The organism is Streptomyces sp. NPDC050161 (assembly GCF_044460025.1).
In the GTDB taxonomy this organism is placed as follows: Bacteria; Actinomycetota; Actinomycetes; order Streptomycetales; family Streptomycetaceae; genus Streptomyces.
In genome coordinates this window covers 39,749-57,946 of the sequence record NZ_JBITJM010000011.1, presented here as the reverse complement: position 1 = coordinate 57,946, position 18,198 = coordinate 39,749, and the positions used below count along the sequence as shown (strand labels likewise).

The following is an 18,198-nucleotide window of genomic DNA, read 5'->3' as shown; positions in this document are numbered from 1 at the left end:
GCGGGTGCGGCCGGGGCCTCCCGCGGTGGGTCAGTCGGCGACGCCGCGGCCCAGCTCCCAGATCTGCAGCGCGGACGAGGAGTTGAGCGCCCATTCCACACCGGTGATGTCGTCACGGGCGGCGACGTACTGCTTGCCCTGCCACAGCGGGAGTATCGGGACGTCATCGGCGAGGATGTTCTGGACCTCCTTGAAGCCGGTGCCGGCGGCGTTGCGGTCGGTCTGCTGCCGGGTGGCGGGGATCAGCTGCTCTATCTTCGCGTTGTGGTACGGGGAGTTGAGGAAGTTCCCCTTGCCGAAGAAGGGCGCGATGTAGTTGTCGGCGTCCGGGATGTCGGGGAACCAGCCCATGCCGTAGACCGCGTACTTGCCCTCGGACGAGTCGGTGCGGAACTGCTGCCAGTTCTTGATGCCGTTGACGTCGATGTCGAAGAGCTTGCTGGCGTTGAGCTGCTTCTGCAGGGCTGCGAACTCCTTGGCGGTGCTGGCGCCGTAGTGGTTCTCGGTGTACGTCAGGGTCAGCTTCACCGGGGTCTGGATGTTCGCCTGCTCAAGGATCTTGCGGGCGGCCGGGACGCTGGGGTTGCCGTACTTGGTGAAGAAGGAGTTGATGTGGCCGGTGAGGCCGGTGGGCACCAGGGAGTACAGCGGGTCGCCGGCGTAGGAGTAGACGTCGCGCAGCATCTGGGAGCGGTTGACGAGCTGCGCCATCGCCTGGCGTACGGCCCGGTCGGAGACCGACGGGTCCTTCGTGTTGAAGGCGAGGTAGCGGATTTCCTGGCCCGGCATCTCCTGGAGGGCGATGTGCTCGTCCCTGGAGTTCTTCAGGCCCTTGACCTGATTGGGCGACAGACCGCGGTTCATCAGGTCGATATCGCCCTTGCGCAGGGCCTTCTCCATGGCGGACGAGCTGCCGAAGAACCGCATCGCCACCTTGTCGTTCAAGGGCTTCACCGCGCCCTTGTAGGTGGGGTTCCTGGAGAAAACGATCTTGGTTACCCGCTCACCGCTGTGCTCGGCCTTGAGCGTGTAAGGACCGGAGCCGACGAGGTCGAAACCGTTGTAGAGATGGTCCTTGGGGTAGACCTGGTGGTCGACGATGCCGGCGGCCGGTGTGGTGAGCTTCTGCGGGAAGGTGGCGTCCGGCTTCTTGAGGTGGAAAACCACTTCGGTATCGCTGGGCGTTTCCACCTTGTCGATGTCGTTGACCAGCGTCCCGGGACCGTTGGCGTAGTTGATCTTCTGCACGCGGTCGATGGAGAACTTCACGTCCCGCGCGGTGAGCGCATGGCCGTTGGAGAATTTCAGATCGCTGCGCAGAGTGCACCGGAACTGTTCGTTCCTGGTATCGCGGAACCCACAGGTCTTGGCGGCCTCGGGCACCGGCGCCGTACCGGTCCTGGGCAGGCGCATCAGCGTCTGGAGGGTGCCGCGCAGGACGTTCATCGCGTCGACGTCGTACGCCTGTGCCGGGTCGAACGGGGCGGGCGCTGCCTTGGTGGCCTCGATCTGCGTGGCGACCCCGACGACGATCGGGTCGCCGCTCCCGTCCGCGCCGTCCGAGCTGCCGCAGGCAGCGAGTACGGGGGCGAGCAGACCGGCCAGGGCCGGCAGCACCAAGGTCTTGCGATTCATCGTCGGCAGGTTCCTTATCAGCTGCAGAGGTGTTGCTCGCGTCGACATTAGTAGGCACGGCCAGCCGGTCCGGGACGGAACGGAGTTGCCGGTATATCGCGACGGGATAACCGCACCCGGGTCACCGATAACCGGACGGTGGAACGATTCGTACGTCGCTCCACCAATCCGGACACTTACCCCCGCGCAAAGAGCCGAAGAGGCCCCCTGGAACACCTGTCGCCCCAACTGTCGATGGCACGGCGCGTGAGAAACCTCACGCGTCCAATTACCCTTCACCGCGCAGGAATTCGACCGTGCATTCGTCACGGAAAATGAGCGGACCACTCCCCTGAGTTCCGGTGGTTTTCACCGAAGCACGCTCAGTACACACCGCCGCGGCTTTCCGTGATGAGTGACCGGAGAAAAGGCAGATCGACTTCTTCGAGCGAACGGACGACCGTACGGCCTTCGGCGGGCGGGATCGGCAGCACCGACGGCACGGCGACGACCCGGCAGCCCGCGGCCTCGCCCGCCGTCACACCCGTCATCGTGTCCTCCACCACCGCGCACCGCGCGGGGTCGACACCCAGCCGTGCCGCCGCCGTCAGATACGGGTCCGGGTGCGGTTTGGTGCGTGCCAGTTCGTCACCCGCGAGCGTCAGACGGAAGTTGGCCGCTCCCAGGGAGTGCAGCATCCGGTCGATGATGGTCCGGTGCGAGGCCGAGACCAGCGCGGTGGGCACGGCGTGCGCGGACAGTTCGGCGAGCAGCCGGTGCGCGCCCGGCATCAGCGGCACGCCGCCCGCGATCCGGGCGGCGAAGCGGGCGTTGAGCAGACCGCTCAGCTCCGTCAGGCCGATCTCGGCTCCGGTGGCCCGGATGAGATAGCCGGCGCTGCGGGTCATCGGGCCGCCGACGACGACACCGCGGTGGGTGTCGTCCAGGATGTGCCCCAGTTCGGCGAAGACCTCCGCCTCCGCCTCCCACCAGAAGCCCTCGGTGTCGACGAGGGTGCCGTCCAGATCGAGGAAGACGGCCTGGAGGGTCGCGTCTTCGGCCGTACGGGTGGCGACCGCGGGGATGCTGCTGGTCATCCGTTCACCTCCGTGAGGGCGTCCCCGAAGGGACGAAAGGGCCGGTCGCCGCCCCGTGCGGGGAGAGCGACCGGCCACTACCGGACCGACCAGTGTACGACCGGCCGCCGCGGGACGCCCGCCGGGACCGCGGCGGGCCGCCCGCCGGAGGTGACGGGCGGCCACCCGGCGCTCACCGTGCGTTGAAGTACTTCGCCTCCGGGTGGTGGATGATGATCGCGTCGGTGGACTGTTCGGGGTGCAGCTGGAATTCCTCGGACAGCTCGACGCCGATGCGCCCCGGTTCCAGCAGGTCGGCGATCTTCGCGCGGTCCTCCAGGTCGGGGCAGGCGCCGTAGCCCAGCGAGAAGCGCGCGCCGCGGTACTTGAGGGCGAACATGTCCTCGACGTCGGCGGGGTCCTCGCCCGCGAAGCCCAGCTCCGAGCGGACCCGCGCGTGCCAGTACTCGGCCAGCGCCTCGGCGAGCTGGACGGACAGGCCGTGCAGTTCGAGGTAGTCGCGGTAGGCGTTGTCGGCGAACAGCTTGGCCGTCGCCTCACCGATCCGTGAGCCGACGGTGACGACCTGGAGCCCGACCACGTCCCGCTCGCCCGACTCCTCGGGACGGAAGAAGTCGGCCAGGCACAGGCGGCGCCCGCGGCGCTGGCGCGGGAAGGTGAAGCGGGTGCGCTCGGTGCCGTCCTCGTGCAGGAGGATGAGGTCGTCGCCCTTGGAGTAGCAGGGGAAGTAGCCCTGGACGACGGCGGCTTCCAGGAGGTTCTCGGTCTGGAGCTTGTCCAGCCAGCCGCGCAGCCGCGGCCGGCCCTCGGTCTCCACCAGCTCCTCGTACGTCGGACCGTCTCCCGTACGGGCCTGCTTGAGGCCCCACTGACCCTTGAAGAGCGCGCCCTCGTCCAGCCAGGAGGCGTAGTCGGCGAGCTGGATGCCCTTGACGACGCGGGTGCCCCAGAACGGCGGGGCGGGGACGGGGTTGTCGACGGCGACGTCGGAGCGCACCGAGCCCTCGGGCTCGTCGGCCTCCACCACGGCCGTCTCGCGCTTGGGCACCCGCCGCTGCTTCAGTTCGGGCAGCGCCGCGCCCGGCACCCCGCGCTTGACGGCGATCAGGGCGTCCATCAGGCGCAGTCCCTCGAAGGCGTCCCTGGCGTAGCGGACCTCGCCCTCGTAGATCTCGTGCAGGTCCTGTTCGACGTAGGCGCGGGTGAGGGCGGCGCCGCCGAGGATGACGGGGAAGTCGGCCGCCATGTTGCGCTGGTTCAGCTCCTGGAGGTTCTCCTTCATGATCACCGTGGACTTGACCAGGAGTCCCGACATGCCGATGACGTCCGCGCGGTGTTCCTCGGCGGCCTCCAGGATCGCCGAGACGGGCTGCTTGATGCCGAGGTTGACGACGTTGTAGCCGTTGTTGGACAGGATGATGTCGACGAGGTTCTTGCCGATGTCGTGGACGTCGCCGCGGACGGTGGCGAGCACGATGGTGCCCTTGCCCTCGTCGTCGCTCTTCTCCATGTGCGGTTCGAGGTGGGCGACCGCGGTCTTCATGACCTCGGCGGACTGGAGGACGAACGGCAGCTGCATCTGGCCGGAGCCGAACAGTTCGCCGACGACCTTCATGCCCTCCAGGAGCGTGTCGTTGACGATGTCCAGCGCCGGACGGCTCGTCAGCGCCTCGTCCAGGTCGGCCTCCAGGCCGTTCTTCTCGCCGTCGATGATGCGGCGCTGGAGGCGCTCGTCCAGCGGCAGGGCCAGGAGTTCCTCGGCGCGGCCGTCCTTGAGGGACTTGGTGTTGACGCCCTCGAACAGCTCCATGAGCTTCTGCAGCGGGTCGTAGCCCTCGGCGCGGCGGTCGTAGATCAGGTCGAGGGCGGCCTTGACCTGCTCCTCCTCCAGCCGGGCGATCGGCAGGATCTTCGAGGCGTGCACGATCGCCGAGTCCAGTCCCGCCTTGACGCACTCGTCGAGGAAGACGGAGTTGAGGGTGATGCGGGCGGCGGGGTTCAGACCGAAGGAGATGTTCGACAGGCCCAGCGTGGTCTGTACGTCGGGGTGGCGGCGCTTGAGTTCGCGGATCGCCTCGATGGTGTTGATGCCGTCCTTGCGGGACTCCTCCTGACCGGTGCAGATGGTGAAGGTCAGGGTGTCGATGAGGATGTCCGACTCGTGGATGCCCCAGTTGCCGGTCAGGTCGGCGATCATCCGTTCCGCGATGGCGACCTTGTCATCGGCGGTGCGGGCCTGGCCCGTCTCGTCGATGGTCAGCGCGATCAGCGCCGCGCCGTGCTCGGCGGCCAGCGCGGTCACCTTCGCCCAGCGGGACTCGGGACCGTCGCCGTCCTCGTAGTTGACGGAGTTGATCACCGCGCGGCCACCCAGCTTCTCCAAGCCGGCCTGGAGCACGGGCAGTTCGGTGGAGTCCAGCACGATCGGCAGCGTGGAGGCGGTGGCGAGCCGGCCGGCGAGTTCCTCCATGTCGGCGACGCCGTCCCGGCCGACGTAGTCGACACACAGGTCGAGCATGTGGGCGCCCTCACGGATCTGGTCGCGGGCGATCTCCACGCAGTCGTCCCAGCGGGCCTCCAGCATCGCCTCGCGGAACTTCTTCGATCCGTTGGCGTTGGTGCGCTCACCGATGGCCAGGTAGGAGGTGTCCTGGCGGAAGGGCACGGTCTGGTAGAGCGAGGCGGCGCCGGGCTCGGGCCGCGCCACGCGGGCCGGCGGGACCTGGCCGCGCACCCGCTCGACGACCTGCCGCAGGTGCTCGGGGGTGGTGCCGCAGCAGCCGCCGACCAGCGACAGGCCGTACTCGGCGACGAACGACTCCTGGGCGTCGGCCAGTTCACCGGCGGACAGCGGGTAGTGCGCGCCGTCCTTGCCCAGGACCGGCAGGCCCGCGTTGGGCATGCAGGAGATCGGGACGCGGGAATTGCGGGCGAGATAGCGCAGGTGCTCGCTCATCTCGGAAGGTCCGGTGGCGCAGTTGAGGCCGATCATGTCGATGCCGAGCGGCTCCAGGGCGGTCAGCGCGGCGCCGATCTCCGAGCCCAGCAGCATGGTGCCGGTGGTCTCGACCGTCACCGAGCAGATCACCGGGAGGCGGGTGCCGGTCGCCGCGAGGGCGCGGCGGGCGCCGAGGATGGCGGCCTTGGTCTGCAGCAGGTCCTGCGTGGTCTCCACCAGCAGCGCGTCGGCGCCGCCGGCGATCATGCCCTCGGCGTTCTGCTGGTAGGCGTCGCGCAGCGTGACGTACGGGGCGTGGCCCAGCGTCGGCAGCTTGGTGCCGGGGCCCATCGAGCCCAGCACCCAGCGCTGCTGCCCGGTCGACGCGGTGAACTCGTCGGCGACCTCGCGGGCGATGCGGGCGCCGGACTCGGACAGTTCGAAGACCCGCTCGGGGATGTCGTACTCGGCCAGTGCGGCGAAGTTCGCGCCGAAGGTGTTGGTCTCCACGCAGTCGACGCCGACCGCGAAGTACTCCTCGTGCACCGAGCGCACGATGTCCGGACGGGTGATGTTGAGTACTTCGTTGCAGCCCTCCAGCTGCTGGAAGTCCTCCATCGTCGGGTCCTGTGCCTGCAGCATCGTGCCCATCGCCCCGTCGGCGACCACCACCCGGGAGGCCAGTGCCTCGCGGAAGGAATCGATGCGGGATGTGCTGTCGGACGATGGCGTGTACGAGGCCATGGAGATACTCCCCTGGTTGCGACGGCTGTCGGCTTTGCACCCTCCGGGAGAGGGCGCACCCGGCCAGCGTAGCTGCCGACCCGGTACAGGTGTGCGGCATTCCAGCGCGTGGACAGCCGTGTGGCCTGCCTCTTGCGCTGCGCGGTTCATGATCGTGGGATGGCTCCAGTGCCCCCCGCCGGTCGGCATGGGCCGATATCGTTCAGCATTGTCGAACCGCTCAATACCGGAGGTTGTCCGATGGCACGCACCATCCAGTCGCTGGAGCGAGCCGCCGCAGTGCTGCGGCTGCTGGCCGGCGGGGAACGGCGGCTGGGACTGTCCGACATCTCCTCCGCCATCGGTCTGGCCAAGGGGACCGCGCACGGCATCCTGCGCACGCTCCAGCAGGAGGGCTTCGTCGAGCAGGACCCGGCGTCCGGGCGCTACCAACTGGGCGCCGAACTGCTGCGCCTGGGCAACAGCTACCTGGACGTGCACGAGCTGCGCGCGCGGGCCCTGGTGTGGACCGACGACCTGGCCCGCTCCAGCGGCGAGAGCGTCTATCTCGGGGTGCTGCACCAGCAGGGCGTACTGATCGTGCACCACGTCTTCCGGCCGGACGACAGCCGCCAGGTCCTTGAGGTGGGCGCGATGCACCCGCTGCACAGCACGGCGCTCGGCAAGGTGCTGTGCGCGTACGACCCGGTGGCGCACAGCGAGGTCACGGAGGTGGAGCGGCAGTCGCTCACGCCGCGCACGGTGACCGGCATGGAGGAATTCGAGGGTGTCCTGGACGTGACCCGGGCGCGCGGCTGGGCCGCCGACGTCGAGGAGACCTGGGAGGGCGTGGCGTCGGTGGCCGCGCCGATCCACGACCGCAGGCGGATGCCGGTCGGTGCGGTGGGAATCACAGGGGCCGTGGAACGGGTGTGCCAGGAGGGGGAGCTGCGGCCGGAAATCGTCGCTGCGGTGAGGGATTGTGCACGCGCCGTGTCCAGAGATCTTGGTGCAGGTCGGTTTTGACCTTTTTGGGTGCATATATTCACCCAAGGTTTTCGCCACGGATGCCTTGACGGTTTCCTGCGGGTAAACAAAACTGCCGTTCGTCGGTCGGCATTGTCGAACACCTTGCGACAATCTTCGTTATGGTGGGCAGTGCCGCGGGCCGACCACCACCCTCTTGGAGGGTGCGGACCACCGGAGGGACCTGGGGGTCCGCCTTCCCCTGGACGAAGGACAAAGGAGTCGCGGGTGTCCAGCTCCGACATCTTCATCAGCGAGACCATCGGTACCGCTGTTCTGACATTGCTGGGCGGTGGCGTCTGCGCCGCCGTCACGTTCAAGCGCTCCAAGGCGTACAACGCCGGCTGGGTCGCCATCGCGTTCGGGTGGGGCTTCGCCGTCCTCACGGGCGCCTACATCGCCGCGAAGTCCGGCGCGCACCTCAACCCTGCGGTCACCATCGGTCTCGCCATCAAGGGCGGCATCGAGTGGAGCCAGGTACCCGTCTACTTCGGCGGTGAGCTGCTCGGCGCCATGATCGGCGCGTTCCTGGTGTGGGTCTCGTACTACGGGCAGTTCCGTGCGCACCTGACGGACCCCGAGGTGCTGGCAGCGCACAACGGCACGGACGGACTCGTCGATCAGGCAGCGGCCCCGAAGGCGGGACCGGTCCTCGGCATCTTCTCCACCGGCCCGGAGATCAGGCACGCGGTACAGAACCTCGCAACCGAGATCATCGCCACCATCGTGCTCGTGCTGGCGATCCTCACCCTCGGCCTGAGCGACGACGGCAAGGGTGTCGGGCCGCTGGGCTCCCTGCTGGTCGCCCTGGTCGTCGTCGGTATCGGTCTGTCGCTGGGCGGACCCACCGGCTACGGCATCAACCCGGTCCGCGACCTCGGGCCGCGCATCGTGCACGCGCTGCTGCCGCTGCCGAACAAGGGCGGCTCGGACTGGGGATACGCCTGGATCCCGGTCGTCGGCCCGCTGATTGGCGGGGCCATCGCCGGTGGCATCTATCAGGTGGCATTCGCCTGATCCGCGCCGCCTCCCGACTCCGCCCGCACAGATTTTCTGGAGCACACCATGAGTGACACCCACAACACGCCCTCCTCCCACGGCCACGGACCGTTCATCGCGGCCATCGACCAGGGCACGACGTCCAGCCGCTGCATCGTCTTCGACAAGGACGGCCGCATCGTGGCGGTCGACCAGAAGGAACACGAGCAGATCTTCCCGAAGCCGGGCTGGGTCGAGCACGACGCGACCGAGATCTGGGCCAACGTCCAGCAGGTCGTGGCCGGCGCCATGGAGAAGGCCGGCATCACCGCCGCCGACGTCAAGGCGATCGGCATCACCAACCAGCGCGAGACCACGCTGCTCTGGGACAAGCACACCGGTGAGCCCGTCCACAACGCCATCGTCTGGCAGGACACCCGCACCGACGCGCTCTGCAAGGAACTGGGCCGCAACGTCGGCCAGGACCGCTTCCGCCGCGAGACCGGCCTGCCGCTGGCCTCGTACTTCGCCGGGCCCAAGATCCGCTGGCTGCTGGACAACGTCGAGGGCCTGCGCGAGCGCGCCGAGCGCGGCGACATCCTCTTCGGCACCATGGACTCCTGGGTCATCTGGAACCTCACCGGCGGCGTCAACGGCGGTGTGCACGTCACGGACGTCACCAACGCCTCGCGCACCCTGCTGATGAACCTGCACCGCCTGGAGTGGGACGAGAAGATCCTCCAGTCGATCCACATCCCGGCGGAGGTCCTCCCCGAGATCAAGTCGTCCGCCGAGGTCTACGGCATCACCGCGGGCGGCGCCCTGGCGGGTGTCCCGGTCGCCTCCGCGCTCGGCGACCAGCAGGCCGCGCTGTTCGGCCAGACCTGCTTCGACCAGGGCGAGGCCAAGTCCACGTACGGCACCGGCACCTTCATGCTGATGAACACCGGGCACGAGCCGGTGAACTCGTACAACGGCCTGCTCACCACCGTCGGCTACCGCATCGGCGACCAGCAGGCGGTGTACGCGCTGGAAGGCTCCATCGCCGTCACCGGTTCGCTGGTGCAGTGGATGCGCGACCAGATGGGCCTGATCAACTCCGCCGCCGAGATCGAGACGCTGGCCAGCACGGTCGACGACAACGGCGGCGCGTACTTCGTGCCGGCGTTCTCCGGCCTGTTCGCCCCCTATTGGCGCTCGGACGCGCGCGGCGTCATCGCGGGCCTGACCCGCTACGTCACCAAGGCGCACATCGCGCGCGCCGTGCTTGAGGCCACCGCCTGGCAGACCCGCGAGATCACCGACGCCATGACCAAGGACTCCGGCGTCGAGCTGACCGCACTGAAGGTCGACGGCGGCATGACCTCCAACAACCTGCTGATGCAGACCATCTCGGACTTCCTGGACGCGCCCGTGGTGCGCCCGATGGTCGCCGAGACGACCTGCCTCGGCGCCGCCTACGCGGCCGGACTGGCCGTCGGCTTCTGGTCCAGCACCGACGAACTGCGCGCCAACTGGCGCCGGGCCGCCGAGTGGACCCCCCGGATGGAAGCGGCCACCCGTGACCGCGAGTACAAGAGCTGGCTCAAGGCCGTGGAACGCTCCATGGGCTGGCTCGATGACAGCATTGTCGAGGAGTAATCATGAGCACCCTGCAGAGCGTCCCGGCACTGGGGACGCACCCGGCCGATGGTTCGACCGCGAGCCGCGCCGAGACCCGGGAACAGCTTTCCAAGGCGACGTACGACCTCCTGGTGATCGGTGGCGGCATCCTGGGCATCTCCACTGCCTGGCACGCCGCGCAGGCCGGACTGCGGGTGGCCCTGGTGGACGCCGGTGACTTCGCCGGCGCCACCTCCTCCGCCTCCTCCAAGCTGCTGCACGGCGGTCTGCGCTACCTGCAGACCGGCGCGGTCAAGCTGGTGGCGGAGAACCACTTCGAGCGGCGTGCGGTCTCCCGTCAGGTGGCACCGCACCTCGCCAACCCCCTGACCTTCTACCTGCCCGTCTACAAGGGCGGCCCGCACGGCGCGGCCAAGCTCGGCGCCGGCGTCTTCGCGTACTCCGCGCTGTCCGCCTTCGGCGACGGCGTCGGCCACGTCATATCGCCGGCCAAGGCCCAGCGTGACGTGCCGGAGCTGCGCACCGAGAACCTCAAGGCCGTGGCCGTGTACGGCGACGACCAGATGAACGACTCCCGGATGGCCCTGATGACCGTCCGCGCCGCCGTCGCGGCCGGCGCCACGGTCCTCAACCACGCCGAGGTCACCGGCCTGCGCTTCACCCAGGGACGGGTCACAGGCGCGGAGCTGAAGGACCGGATGGAGGGCGAGGAGTTCGGCGTCAACGCCCGCCTCGTGCTCAACGCCACCGGACCGTGGGTCGACCACCTGCGCAAGATGGAGGACAAGGGCGCGGACCCCTCCATCCGGCTGTCGAAGGGCGCGCACCTGGTGCTCAAGCGCACCGCCCCCTGGAAGGCCGCGCTGGCCACGCCGATCGACAAGTACCGCATCACCTTCGCCCTCCCCTGGGAGGACATGCTGCTGCTCGGCACCACCGACGAGGAGTTCGAGGGCGACCCGGCGGACGTCGCGGTCACCGAGAAGGACACCGCGCAGATCCTCGACGAGGCCGCCTTCTCGGTCCGTGACCAGCAGCTCTCCCGCGACCTGATCACGTACTCCTTCGCGGGTCTGCGGGTGCTGCCCGGCGGCCCCGGCGACACCTCGAAGGCCAAGCGCGAGACGGTCGTCACCGAGGGCAGCGGCGGCATGCTGTCCGTGGCGGGCGGCAAGTGGACGACCTTCCGGCACATCGGCCGTACGGTCATGAACAAGCTCGCCGCGCTGCCCGGCCACCCGCTGGCCGAGGACATGGAGCCGATCTCGCACCTGCCGAAGAAGCTCCCGCTGCCCGGCATCGCCAACCCCAACGCGGTCGCGCACCGGCTGCTGATCGACGGCACCGCCCCCGGCCCGCAGATGGCCCCGGAGACCGCGCGTCACCTCGCCACCCACTACGGCTCGCTGTCCTTCGACATCGCCCGGCTGGCGAACGAGAACCCGGAGCTGGCCGAGCGGATCCACCCGGACGCCCCGGAGATCTGGGCGCAGGTCGCCTACGCCCGTGACCACGAGTGGGCCGAGACCGTCGACGACGTGCTGCGCCGCCGTACCACGCTCACCATCCGCGGCCTGGACACGGAGGACGTCCGCGCCAAGGTGAAGGGCATGCTGGAGGGCTGATCCCCGGCGTGAACGGATGAAGGGGCGGTTCCCGGTGGACGGGGCCGCCCCTTCGGCGTGCGGTGGGCCGGGGTGTGGCGTTGGCCATGGAGGGCAGGCGGCCCGGTCCGCGTACGGAGGGCCTTCGGGGCTCGGGAGAGGCCATAATGGGGCCAGACATCGGATGTCTGGTGGGATGTCCGGCGGGTCCGAGCGGGGAGGTCGGCCATGGCCGTCACTGACGAGGCCATCGAGAAGATCAAGGGCATGATCGTCTCCGGGGCGCTGCGGCCGGGCGACCGGCTGCCCAAGGAGAGCGAACTGGCGGCCGATCTGGGCCTGTCGCGCAATTCCCTGCGCGAGGCGGTCCGCGCGCTCTCACTGATCCGCATCCTGGACGTACGGCAGGGCGACGGGACGTACGTCACCAGCCTGGATCCGCAGCTCCTGCTGGAGGCCATGAGCTTCGTGGTGGACTTCCACCGCGACGACACGGTCCTTGAGTTCCTCTCCGTCCGCCGGATCCTGGAGCCGGCCGCCACCGCGATGGCGGCCGGCCGGATCGATCCGGCCGAACTGGACGCCCTGGAGGCGCAGTTGGACGCGCTGGGCCCGGATCCATCGGTGGAGGATCTGGTGGGCGGCGACCTGGAGTTCCACCGCAGGATCGTCGCCGCGTCCGGCAACTCCGTGCTCTGTTCGCTGCTGGACGGCCTGTCGGGGCCGACCACCCGGGCCCGGATCTGGCGGGGGCTGACGCAGAAGGACGCGGTGGCCCGCACCCTCACCGAGCACCGCGCGATCATCGGGGCACTGCGCGACCGCGACGCGGAGGCCGCGCGGGCGTGGGCGACGGTGCACATCGCGAGCGTGGAGCAGTGGCTGCGCTCGACGCTGTGACACCCGCCCTCGGCCCCCGCTCCTCCCTCCCCTCACCCCGCTCGCTGCCGTGCCTCCGGCCGCCCGATGCCGTACACCCGCGCCGCCGTTCCCCCGAAGACGGCGGCGCGTTCGGCGGCGGTGAGATGGCCGGTGGCCGACTCGGCGAGGGCGACGACCTCGTCGTAGCGGGCGGCGAGGGTGCACACCGGCCAGTCGGAGCCGAAGAGGACCCGGTCGGGCCCGAAGGCGTCCAGGACGTGCCGGGCGTACGGCAGGAGTTGGTCCGGCCGCCAGGTGGTCCAATCGGCCTCGGTGACCAGGCCGGAGAGTTTGCAGCTGACGTTCGGCAGCCGGGCGATGGCGGTGAGGTGACCGGCCCAGGGCAGGCGTGCGCCGCGGGCCACCGGCGGCTTCCCCGCGTGGTCCAGCACGAAGGACAGCTCCGGCACCGCGCGCGCCGCGGCCAGCGCCGCGGGCAGCTCGCGCGGCGTGACCAGCAGGTCGTAGACGAGCCCCGCTGCGGCCAGGGTGCGCAGCCCGCGCAGCACGTCGGGCCGGGTCAGCCAGTCGGGATCCGGCTCGTCCTGGACCTGGTGGCGGATGCCCACCAGGCCGGGCCCGAGGGCGGCCGACGCCTCGCCTAGCGCCGGATCGGTGAGATCGGCCCAGCCGACGACGCCGCGCACCGGCCCCTCCCCCGCCGCGACGGCCAGCAGCTCGGCGGTCTCCTCGTACGAGGACGAGGACTGGACGAGCACGGTGCCCTCGATGCCGTGCGCGGCGAGCTGCGGGGCGAGATCGGAGAGGGTGAAGTCGCGGCGGATGGGATCGGCCCAGGGGCCGTCCATCCAGGGCTGCGGGCGCCTGCCGAGGTTCCACAGGTGGTGATGGGCGTCGATACGCATCAGGGGCGCGCTCCGGGGTCGGCGGTGGGCAGCGGCAGGTCAGGGCCGAGCAGGCCACGGGCGACGAGGGTGTGCCACAGGGCGTCGGGGATGTCGTGGGTGAACAGCGCGGCGTTCTGGGCGGCCTCGTCGGCGGTGGCGGCGCCGACGACCGCCGAGGCGACGGCGGGGTGACCGAACGGGAAGCGCAGCGCGGCGGCCTTGAGGGGGACGCCGAACTCCGCGCAGACGTCGGCCAGTTGGCGGGCCCGCGCCAGGACGGCGGGCGGCGCGGGGGCGTAGTCGTACGGCGCGCCGGGCGACGGGTCGGCCAGCAGGCCGGAGTTGTAGACGCCGCCGACCACGACCGAGGTGCCGCGCCGCGCGCACACCGGCAGCAGGTCGTCGAACGCGGTGCGCTCCAGCAGCGTCCAGCGGCCGGCGCAGAGCACCACGTCCACGTCGAGGTCGGCGACCAGGCGGGCCAGCACGCCGCTGTGGTTCATGCCGAAGCCGATGGCGCGTACGGCCCGCTGGTCGCGGAGTTCGGCGAGGGCGGGGAAGCCGGTCTCGTACACCTCGCGCAGGTGGTCTTCGACGTCGTGGAGGTAGACGATGTCGACGGATTCCACGCCGAGCCGTTCCAGGGACGCGTCGAGGCCGGCCCGGATGCCGTCGCGGCTGAAGTCCCGTACCCGGGCGCGTGCGGGGGTGTCGACGAAACCCTCGCCTGCGGCCTCCTCGCCCGGTGCCAGCGGTCGCAGCCGGCGGCCCACCTTGGTGGAGAGGGTGTACGTGGCCCGGTCGCGACCGCGCAGTGCCCGGCCGATGCGCTCCTCGGCGAGGCCGACGCCGTAGTGCGGGGCGGTGTCGAGGTAGCGGGCTCCGGTGGCGAGGGCGGTGCGCAGCACGTCCTGGGCCTGGGCCTCGGGGACGGCGCGGTAGAGGTTGCCCAGCGGGGCGCAGCCGAGGCCGAGGGGCGGGACGGTGACGCCGCTGCGGCCCAACTCCCTCGGTCCGTGCGGGAGATACGGCATGCCGGGCCTCAGTCCTGCTTCTCGCCGCTGGTGAAGCGGGAGATGACCAGCGCGATGATGATGATCATGCCGTTGAGGAACTGGGTCCACAGCGGCGGCACCCCGCCCAGCGTCATCACGTTGATGACCAACTGGAGGGTCAGGACGCCGGTCAGCGCGCCGAAGAGGGTGCCACGGCCGCCCTTGAGGCTGATGCCGCCGATCACCGCGGCGGCGAAGACCTGGAAGATCCAGCCGTCGCCCTGGCTCGCGGAGACCGCGCCGTAGTGGCCGGTGTAGAGGATGCCGGCGAAGGCGGCGAGCACCCCGCCGGCGGTCAGCACGATCCAGGTGAGGCGGTCCACCCGGATGCCGGCGGCGCGGGCCGCCTCCGGGTTGCCGCCGACGGCGTACAGCGCCCGCCCGTGCCGCAGGTAGCCGAGTACGCCGCCGCCCGCGGCGAAGAGCGCCAGGCAGATCCAGACGGCGGCGGGGACGCCCAGCCACTCGGCCTTGCCGAGGTAGGCGAAGGACGCCGGGACGTTGCCGATGGACTGGCCCTCGGAGATGCCGACCTGGAGGCCGCGCAGCATGGTGAGCATGCCGAGGGTGGCGATGAAGCCGTTGACGCGGAGCTTGAGGATGAGGAAGCCGTTGGTGGCGCCGATGGCCGCGCCCACGGCCAGGCAGAGCGGGACGGCGCTCCAGGCGGGGAGCAGCCCGAGTCCGGCGAAGCGGGCGCCGTGCGCGGGCATCACCAGCCACAGCGCGACCACCGGGGCGAGGCCGATCGTCGACTCCAGTGACAGGTCCATCCGCCCGCTGATCAGGATCAGCGCCTCGCCGAGCACCAGCAGGCCCAGTTCGGTGGACTGCTGGACGACGCCGATGAGGTTGTCCTGGGTGAGGAAGGCGGGCGAGACGATGAAGCCGATGACGCCGAGGACGAAGATCACCGGCACCAGGGAGAGGTCACGCCAGCGGCCCGGCAGGGCCCGGGGGCGGGCGGGCGCGGGGGGCCTGGCGGTGTGGGTGGCCGGTGGTGGTGCGGTCTCGGTCATGGCGCGGTCCCTTCGGTGCCTCCGGTGCCTCCGGTGCCTTCGATGCCGTCCGTTCCTGCGGTTCCTGCGGTTCCTGCTGCCCGCCGGGGGCCGGGCGGGGTGCCGTCCGGGCGGTGCGGGGCGTCGTCCGTGCGGTGCGGGGCATCGTCCGGGCCGACCGCCGCCTCCGCCCCTTCCGCCGCCTCCGCCCCCTCCGCCCCCGCCATCCCCTCCATCGCCGCGACCAGTTCGTGGTCGCTCCAGCCGGCCGGGAACGCGGCGGCCACCCGGCCGTGGAAGACCGCGAGCACCCGGTCGCAGATTCGCAGATCGTCGAGTTCGTCGGAGACGATCAGCGCGCAGCCGCCGCCGTCGGCGGTCTCCCGCACCACGCCGAGCAGCGCGTCCTTGGACTTGACGTCCACCCCGTTGGTGGGGCGGACGGCCACCAGCACGGCGGGCTCGCGGGCCAGCGCGCGGGCGATGACGACCTTCTGCTGGTTGCCGCCTGACAGACCGGACACCGGCTGTCCCGGACCTGACGTCTTGATGTCCAGCGAGGTGATCATCCGGTGGGCGAACTCCCGGGTCCGCGACGGCAGTACGGTGCCGAACGGGCCGAGCTGGTCGGTGACGGTCAGCGTGGCGTTCTCGGCGACGCTGCGGCCCGCGATGAGGCCCTCGCGGTGGCGGTCCTCGGGGACGTAGCCGATGCCGGCGCCCAGTGCGTGCGGGACGCTGCCGCCGCGCACCGGCCGGCCGCGCACCGTGATCCGGCCGCCGTCCGGGGCCCGCAGGCCCACCAGCGTCTCGCCGATCGCAGTGTTCCCGCTGCCGGTCGCCCCGGCCAGGCCCACCACCTCGCCGGCCCGTACGGTCAGGTCCAGGGGCGCGAAGTGGCCCTGGACGGCCAGCTGTTCGGTGCGCAGCACCGGCTCGCCCGGGGGCCGTGCCGCCGGTGCGCGGCGCCGGGCCGCCGCGGCCCGCGGCTCCCCCGTCATCGCCTCGACCAGCGCGTCATCGGTGAGGCTTGCGACGGGCGCGGTCAGCACATGGCGCGCGTCACGGAAGACGGTGACGGTGTCGCACAGCTCGTGGACCTCCTGGAGGTGGTGCGAGATGAACAGGAAGGCGACTCCCTGGGCGCGCAGCGCGCGGAGCTTGCCGAAGAGCCGGTCGATGCCGCCCGCGTCGAGCCTGGCGGTCGGCTCGTCGAGGATGATCAGCCGGGCGCCGAAGGAGAGCGCGCGGGCGATCTCCACGAACTGCCGCTGCTCGACGCCGAGATCACGGATGCGGGCGGCCGGGTCGACGTCCACGCCGTAATCGGTGAGCAGTTCGCGGGCCCGGTCGCGCAGCGCCCGCCACCGGATGGCGCGGCGGCCCGGCAGCCGGCCCAGGTAGAGGTTCTCCGCGACGGTCAGGTCGGGGACGGTCATCGATTTCTGGTAGACGCAGGCGACGGTGCGCTGCCAGGCGGCGGTGTCGCCCCAGCGGGGCGCGGGCGCGCCGCCGAAGGTGATCTCGCCCGCGTCCGGCCGCTGCATGCCGGTGAGCACCGAGACCAGGGTGGACTTGCCGGCGCCGTTGCGTCCGACGAGGGCGTGCGCCTCACCGGCCGCGACGGTCAGCCGGGCGCCGTCGAGAGCGAGCGTGGGGCCGTAGCGCCTGACGATGCCTTCGGCGCGGACGGCCGCCGCGGCCGGTGGCGTCCCGGTGGGGCCGGTGGCTGCGGGCGGCACTATTTCTTCTCCAGCTGGTTGGCCCAGAGTTTCCCGTCGTCGACGGTGTCCTTGGTGACCAACGGGGCGGGCAGCTGGTCCTCCAGGCCGTTCTTGATCTTCACGATGGTCGAGCCGTGGTCGGTCGGGCCCGGTGTGAACTTCTTCCCCGCCACACCCGCCTTGGCGTAGTACAGCGCGTACTTGGCGTAGAGGTCGGCGGGCTGGGAGAGGGTGGCGTCGATCTTCCCGGCCCGGATCGCGGCCAGTTCGTCGGGGATGCCGTCGTTGGAGATGACGGTGATGTGCCCCGGGGATCCGGCGGGCTTGAGGAGCTTCTTCTGTTCCAGCAGGGCCAGCGTCGGCTGGAGGAAGACGCCGCCGGCCTGGAGGTAGATGCCGTCGATGTCCCGGTGCTGGGCGAGCAGGCTCTGGAGCTTGGCGGAGGCGACCTCGCCCTTCCAGTCGGTGGCCAGCTCGTGCACGGTGATCTTCGGGTACTTCTTCTTCATGCAGGCGGCGAAGGCGGCCGAGCGGTCCCGGCCGTTGATCGAGCTGAGGTCGCCCTGGAGTTCGGCGACCCGGCCCCTGCCGCCGAGCTTCTTGCCGAGGTAGTCGCAGGACTTCTCGCCGTACGCGCGGTTGTCGGCCCGGACCACCATGTAGACCGCGCCCTCGTCGGGACGGGTGTCCACGCTGACGACCGGGATCTTCTTCTCCGCCAGCTGCCGGAGTTCGGCGCTGATGGCGCCGGTGTCCTGCGGGGCCATCACGATCGCCTTGGCGCCCTGGTCGGTGAGGGCCTGCACGTTGGAGACGACCTTGGAGATGTCGTTCTGCGAGTTGGACAGCGGCAGGGCTGCCGTGCCGTCGCGGTCCAGGTCCTTCGACACGTACTGCTGGTAGGAGTTCCAGAAGTCGGTGTCGGCACGCGGGATGTCGATGCCGATCCGGCCTGCCGCGTCGCTGCCGCGGTTGCAGCCGGCGAGTGCGGCGGTGGCGAGCAGGACGGCACAGGCCGCCGCGCCGGTCGTACGCAGTCTCATGGGTGG

13 protein-coding genes are annotated in these 18,198 nt (G+C 70.5%); 5 read left to right on the top strand and 8 right to left on the bottom strand.

Annotated elements, in window-relative coordinates:
• Nucleotides 1-30: 30 nt before the first annotated feature.
• From ACIBK8_RS19310 to metH, 3 genes are all read right to left on the bottom strand, one after another.
• A complete protein-coding gene (locus ACIBK8_RS19310) occupies nt 31-1,635 on the bottom strand; it encodes an ABC transporter substrate-binding protein (RefSeq protein ID WP_399043058.1) in 1,605 nt (534 codons plus the stop codon).
• 362 nt (nt 1,636-1,997) lie between these two features.
• Nucleotides 1,998-2,711 carry an HAD family hydrolase gene (locus ACIBK8_RS19305; RefSeq protein WP_399043057.1) on the bottom strand — a complete coding sequence of 238 codons (714 nt, stop codon included), beginning with the start codon at nt 2,709-2,711 and terminating at the stop codon, nt 1,998-2,000.
• Nucleotides 2,712-2,883: 172 nt separating this feature from the next.
• Complete coding sequence (metH, locus tag ACIBK8_RS19300) at nt 2,884-6,393, bottom strand: methionine synthase (protein WP_399043056.1); 3,510 nt, start codon at nt 6,391-6,393, stop codon at nt 2,884-2,886.
• A gap of 240 nt (nt 6,394-6,633) precedes the next feature.
• On the opposite strand from metH, the gene ACIBK8_RS19295 reads away from it, so the two are divergent.
• From ACIBK8_RS19295 to ACIBK8_RS19275, 5 genes are all read left to right on the top strand, one after another.
• Nucleotides 6,634-7,398 (top strand): IclR family transcriptional regulator, encoded by a 765-nt coding sequence (locus ACIBK8_RS19295; RefSeq protein WP_393686215.1) that lies wholly within the window; start codon nt 6,634-6,636, stop codon nt 7,396-7,398.
• 228 nt (nt 7,399-7,626) lie between these two features.
• Nucleotides 7,627-8,415 carry an MIP/aquaporin family protein gene (locus tag ACIBK8_RS19290; protein ID WP_399043055.1) on the top strand — a complete coding sequence of 263 codons (789 nt, stop codon included), beginning with the start codon at nt 7,627-7,629 and terminating at the stop codon, nt 8,413-8,415.
• A gap of 48 nt (nt 8,416-8,463) precedes the next feature.
• Nucleotides 8,464-10,017 carry a glycerol kinase GlpK gene (gene glpK / locus ACIBK8_RS19285; protein ID WP_399043054.1) on the top strand — a complete coding sequence of 518 codons (1,554 nt, stop codon included), beginning with the start codon at nt 8,464-8,466 and terminating at the stop codon, nt 10,015-10,017.
• Nucleotides 10,018-10,019: 2 nt separating this feature from the next.
• The gene (locus ACIBK8_RS19280; RefSeq protein ID WP_399043053.1) at nt 10,020-11,624 is read left to right on the top strand and encodes an FAD-dependent oxidoreductase; all 1,605 of its coding nucleotides are present in this window, start codon (nt 10,020-10,022) and stop codon (nt 11,622-11,624) included.
• Nucleotides 11,625-11,831: 207 nt separating this feature from the next.
• On the top strand, nt 11,832-12,503 hold the full coding sequence (locus ACIBK8_RS19275; protein WP_399043052.1) for a FadR/GntR family transcriptional regulator: 672 nt from the start codon (nt 11,832-11,834) through the stop codon (nt 12,501-12,503).
• 32 nt (nt 12,504-12,535) lie between these two features.
• Here the strand turns inward: ACIBK8_RS19275 and ACIBK8_RS19270 are convergent, their stop codons facing one another.
• Genes ACIBK8_RS19270 through ACIBK8_RS19250 form a run of 5 tightly spaced genes read right to left on the bottom strand, consistent with a single transcriptional unit; the run spans nt 12,536 to nt 18,192 of the window.
• Nucleotides 12,536-13,390, bottom strand: a complete 855-nt coding sequence (locus ACIBK8_RS19270) for an amidohydrolase family protein (RefSeq protein ID WP_399043051.1) — start codon at nt 13,388-13,390, stop codon at nt 12,536-12,538.
• The gene (locus ACIBK8_RS19265; RefSeq protein WP_399043050.1) at nt 13,390-14,406 is read right to left on the bottom strand and encodes an aldo/keto reductase; all 1,017 of its coding nucleotides are present in this window, start codon (nt 14,404-14,406) and stop codon (nt 13,390-13,392) included. The genes ACIBK8_RS19270 and ACIBK8_RS19265 overlap by 1 nt, the downstream gene beginning before the upstream one ends.
• 8 nt (nt 14,407-14,414) lie before the next feature.
• Nucleotides 14,415-15,446, bottom strand: coding sequence for an ABC transporter permease (locus tag ACIBK8_RS19260; RefSeq protein ID WP_399043049.1), 1,032 nt, complete (start codon nt 15,444-15,446; stop codon nt 14,415-14,417).
• Nucleotides 15,443-17,167 carry a sugar ABC transporter ATP-binding protein gene (locus tag ACIBK8_RS19255; protein WP_399043048.1) on the bottom strand — a complete coding sequence of 575 codons (1,725 nt, stop codon included), beginning with the start codon at nt 17,165-17,167 and terminating at the stop codon, nt 15,443-15,445. The genes ACIBK8_RS19260 and ACIBK8_RS19255 overlap by 4 nt, the downstream gene beginning before the upstream one ends.
• Nucleotides 17,167-18,192 (bottom strand): sugar ABC transporter substrate-binding protein, encoded by a 1,026-nt coding sequence (locus ACIBK8_RS19250; protein ID WP_399043047.1) that lies wholly within the window; start codon nt 18,190-18,192, stop codon nt 17,167-17,169. Before ACIBK8_RS19250 ends, ACIBK8_RS19255 begins: the two co-directional genes overlap by 1 nt.
• Nucleotides 18,193-18,198: the final 6 nt, after the last annotated feature.

Coding starts and splice junctions, on each gene's coding strand:
- ACIBK8_RS19310 (WP_399043058.1), bottom strand. CDS start 1,635: ATGAATCGCAAGACCTTGGTGCTGCCGGCCCTGGCCGGTCTGCTCGCC.
- ACIBK8_RS19305 (WP_399043057.1), bottom strand. CDS start 2,711: ATGACCAGCAGCATCCCCGCGGTCGCCACCCGTACGGCCGAAGACGCG.
- metH (WP_399043056.1), bottom strand. CDS start 6,393: ATGGCCTCGTACACGCCATCGTCCGACAGCACATCCCGCATCGATTCC.
- ACIBK8_RS19295 (WP_393686215.1), top strand. CDS start 6,634: ATGGCACGCACCATCCAGTCGCTGGAGCGAGCCGCCGCAGTGCTGCGG.
- glpK (WP_399043054.1), top strand. CDS start 8,464: ATGAGTGACACCCACAACACGCCCTCCTCCCACGGCCACGGACCGTTC.
- ACIBK8_RS19280 (WP_399043053.1), top strand. CDS start 10,020: ATGAGCACCCTGCAGAGCGTCCCGGCACTGGGGACGCACCCGGCCGAT.
- ACIBK8_RS19275 (WP_399043052.1), top strand. CDS start 11,832: ATGGCCGTCACTGACGAGGCCATCGAGAAGATCAAGGGCATGATCGTC.
- ACIBK8_RS19270 (WP_399043051.1), bottom strand. CDS start 13,390: ATGCGTATCGACGCCCATCACCACCTGTGGAACCTCGGCAGGCGCCCG.
- ACIBK8_RS19265 (WP_399043050.1), bottom strand. CDS start 14,406: ATGCCGTATCTCCCGCACGGACCGAGGGAGTTGGGCCGCAGCGGCGTC.
- ACIBK8_RS19260 (WP_399043049.1), bottom strand. CDS start 15,446: ATGACCGAGACCGCACCACCACCGGCCACCCACACCGCCAGGCCCCCC.
- ACIBK8_RS19250 (WP_399043047.1), bottom strand. CDS start 18,192: ATGAGACTGCGTACGACCGGCGCGGCGGCCTGTGCCGTCCTGCTCGCC.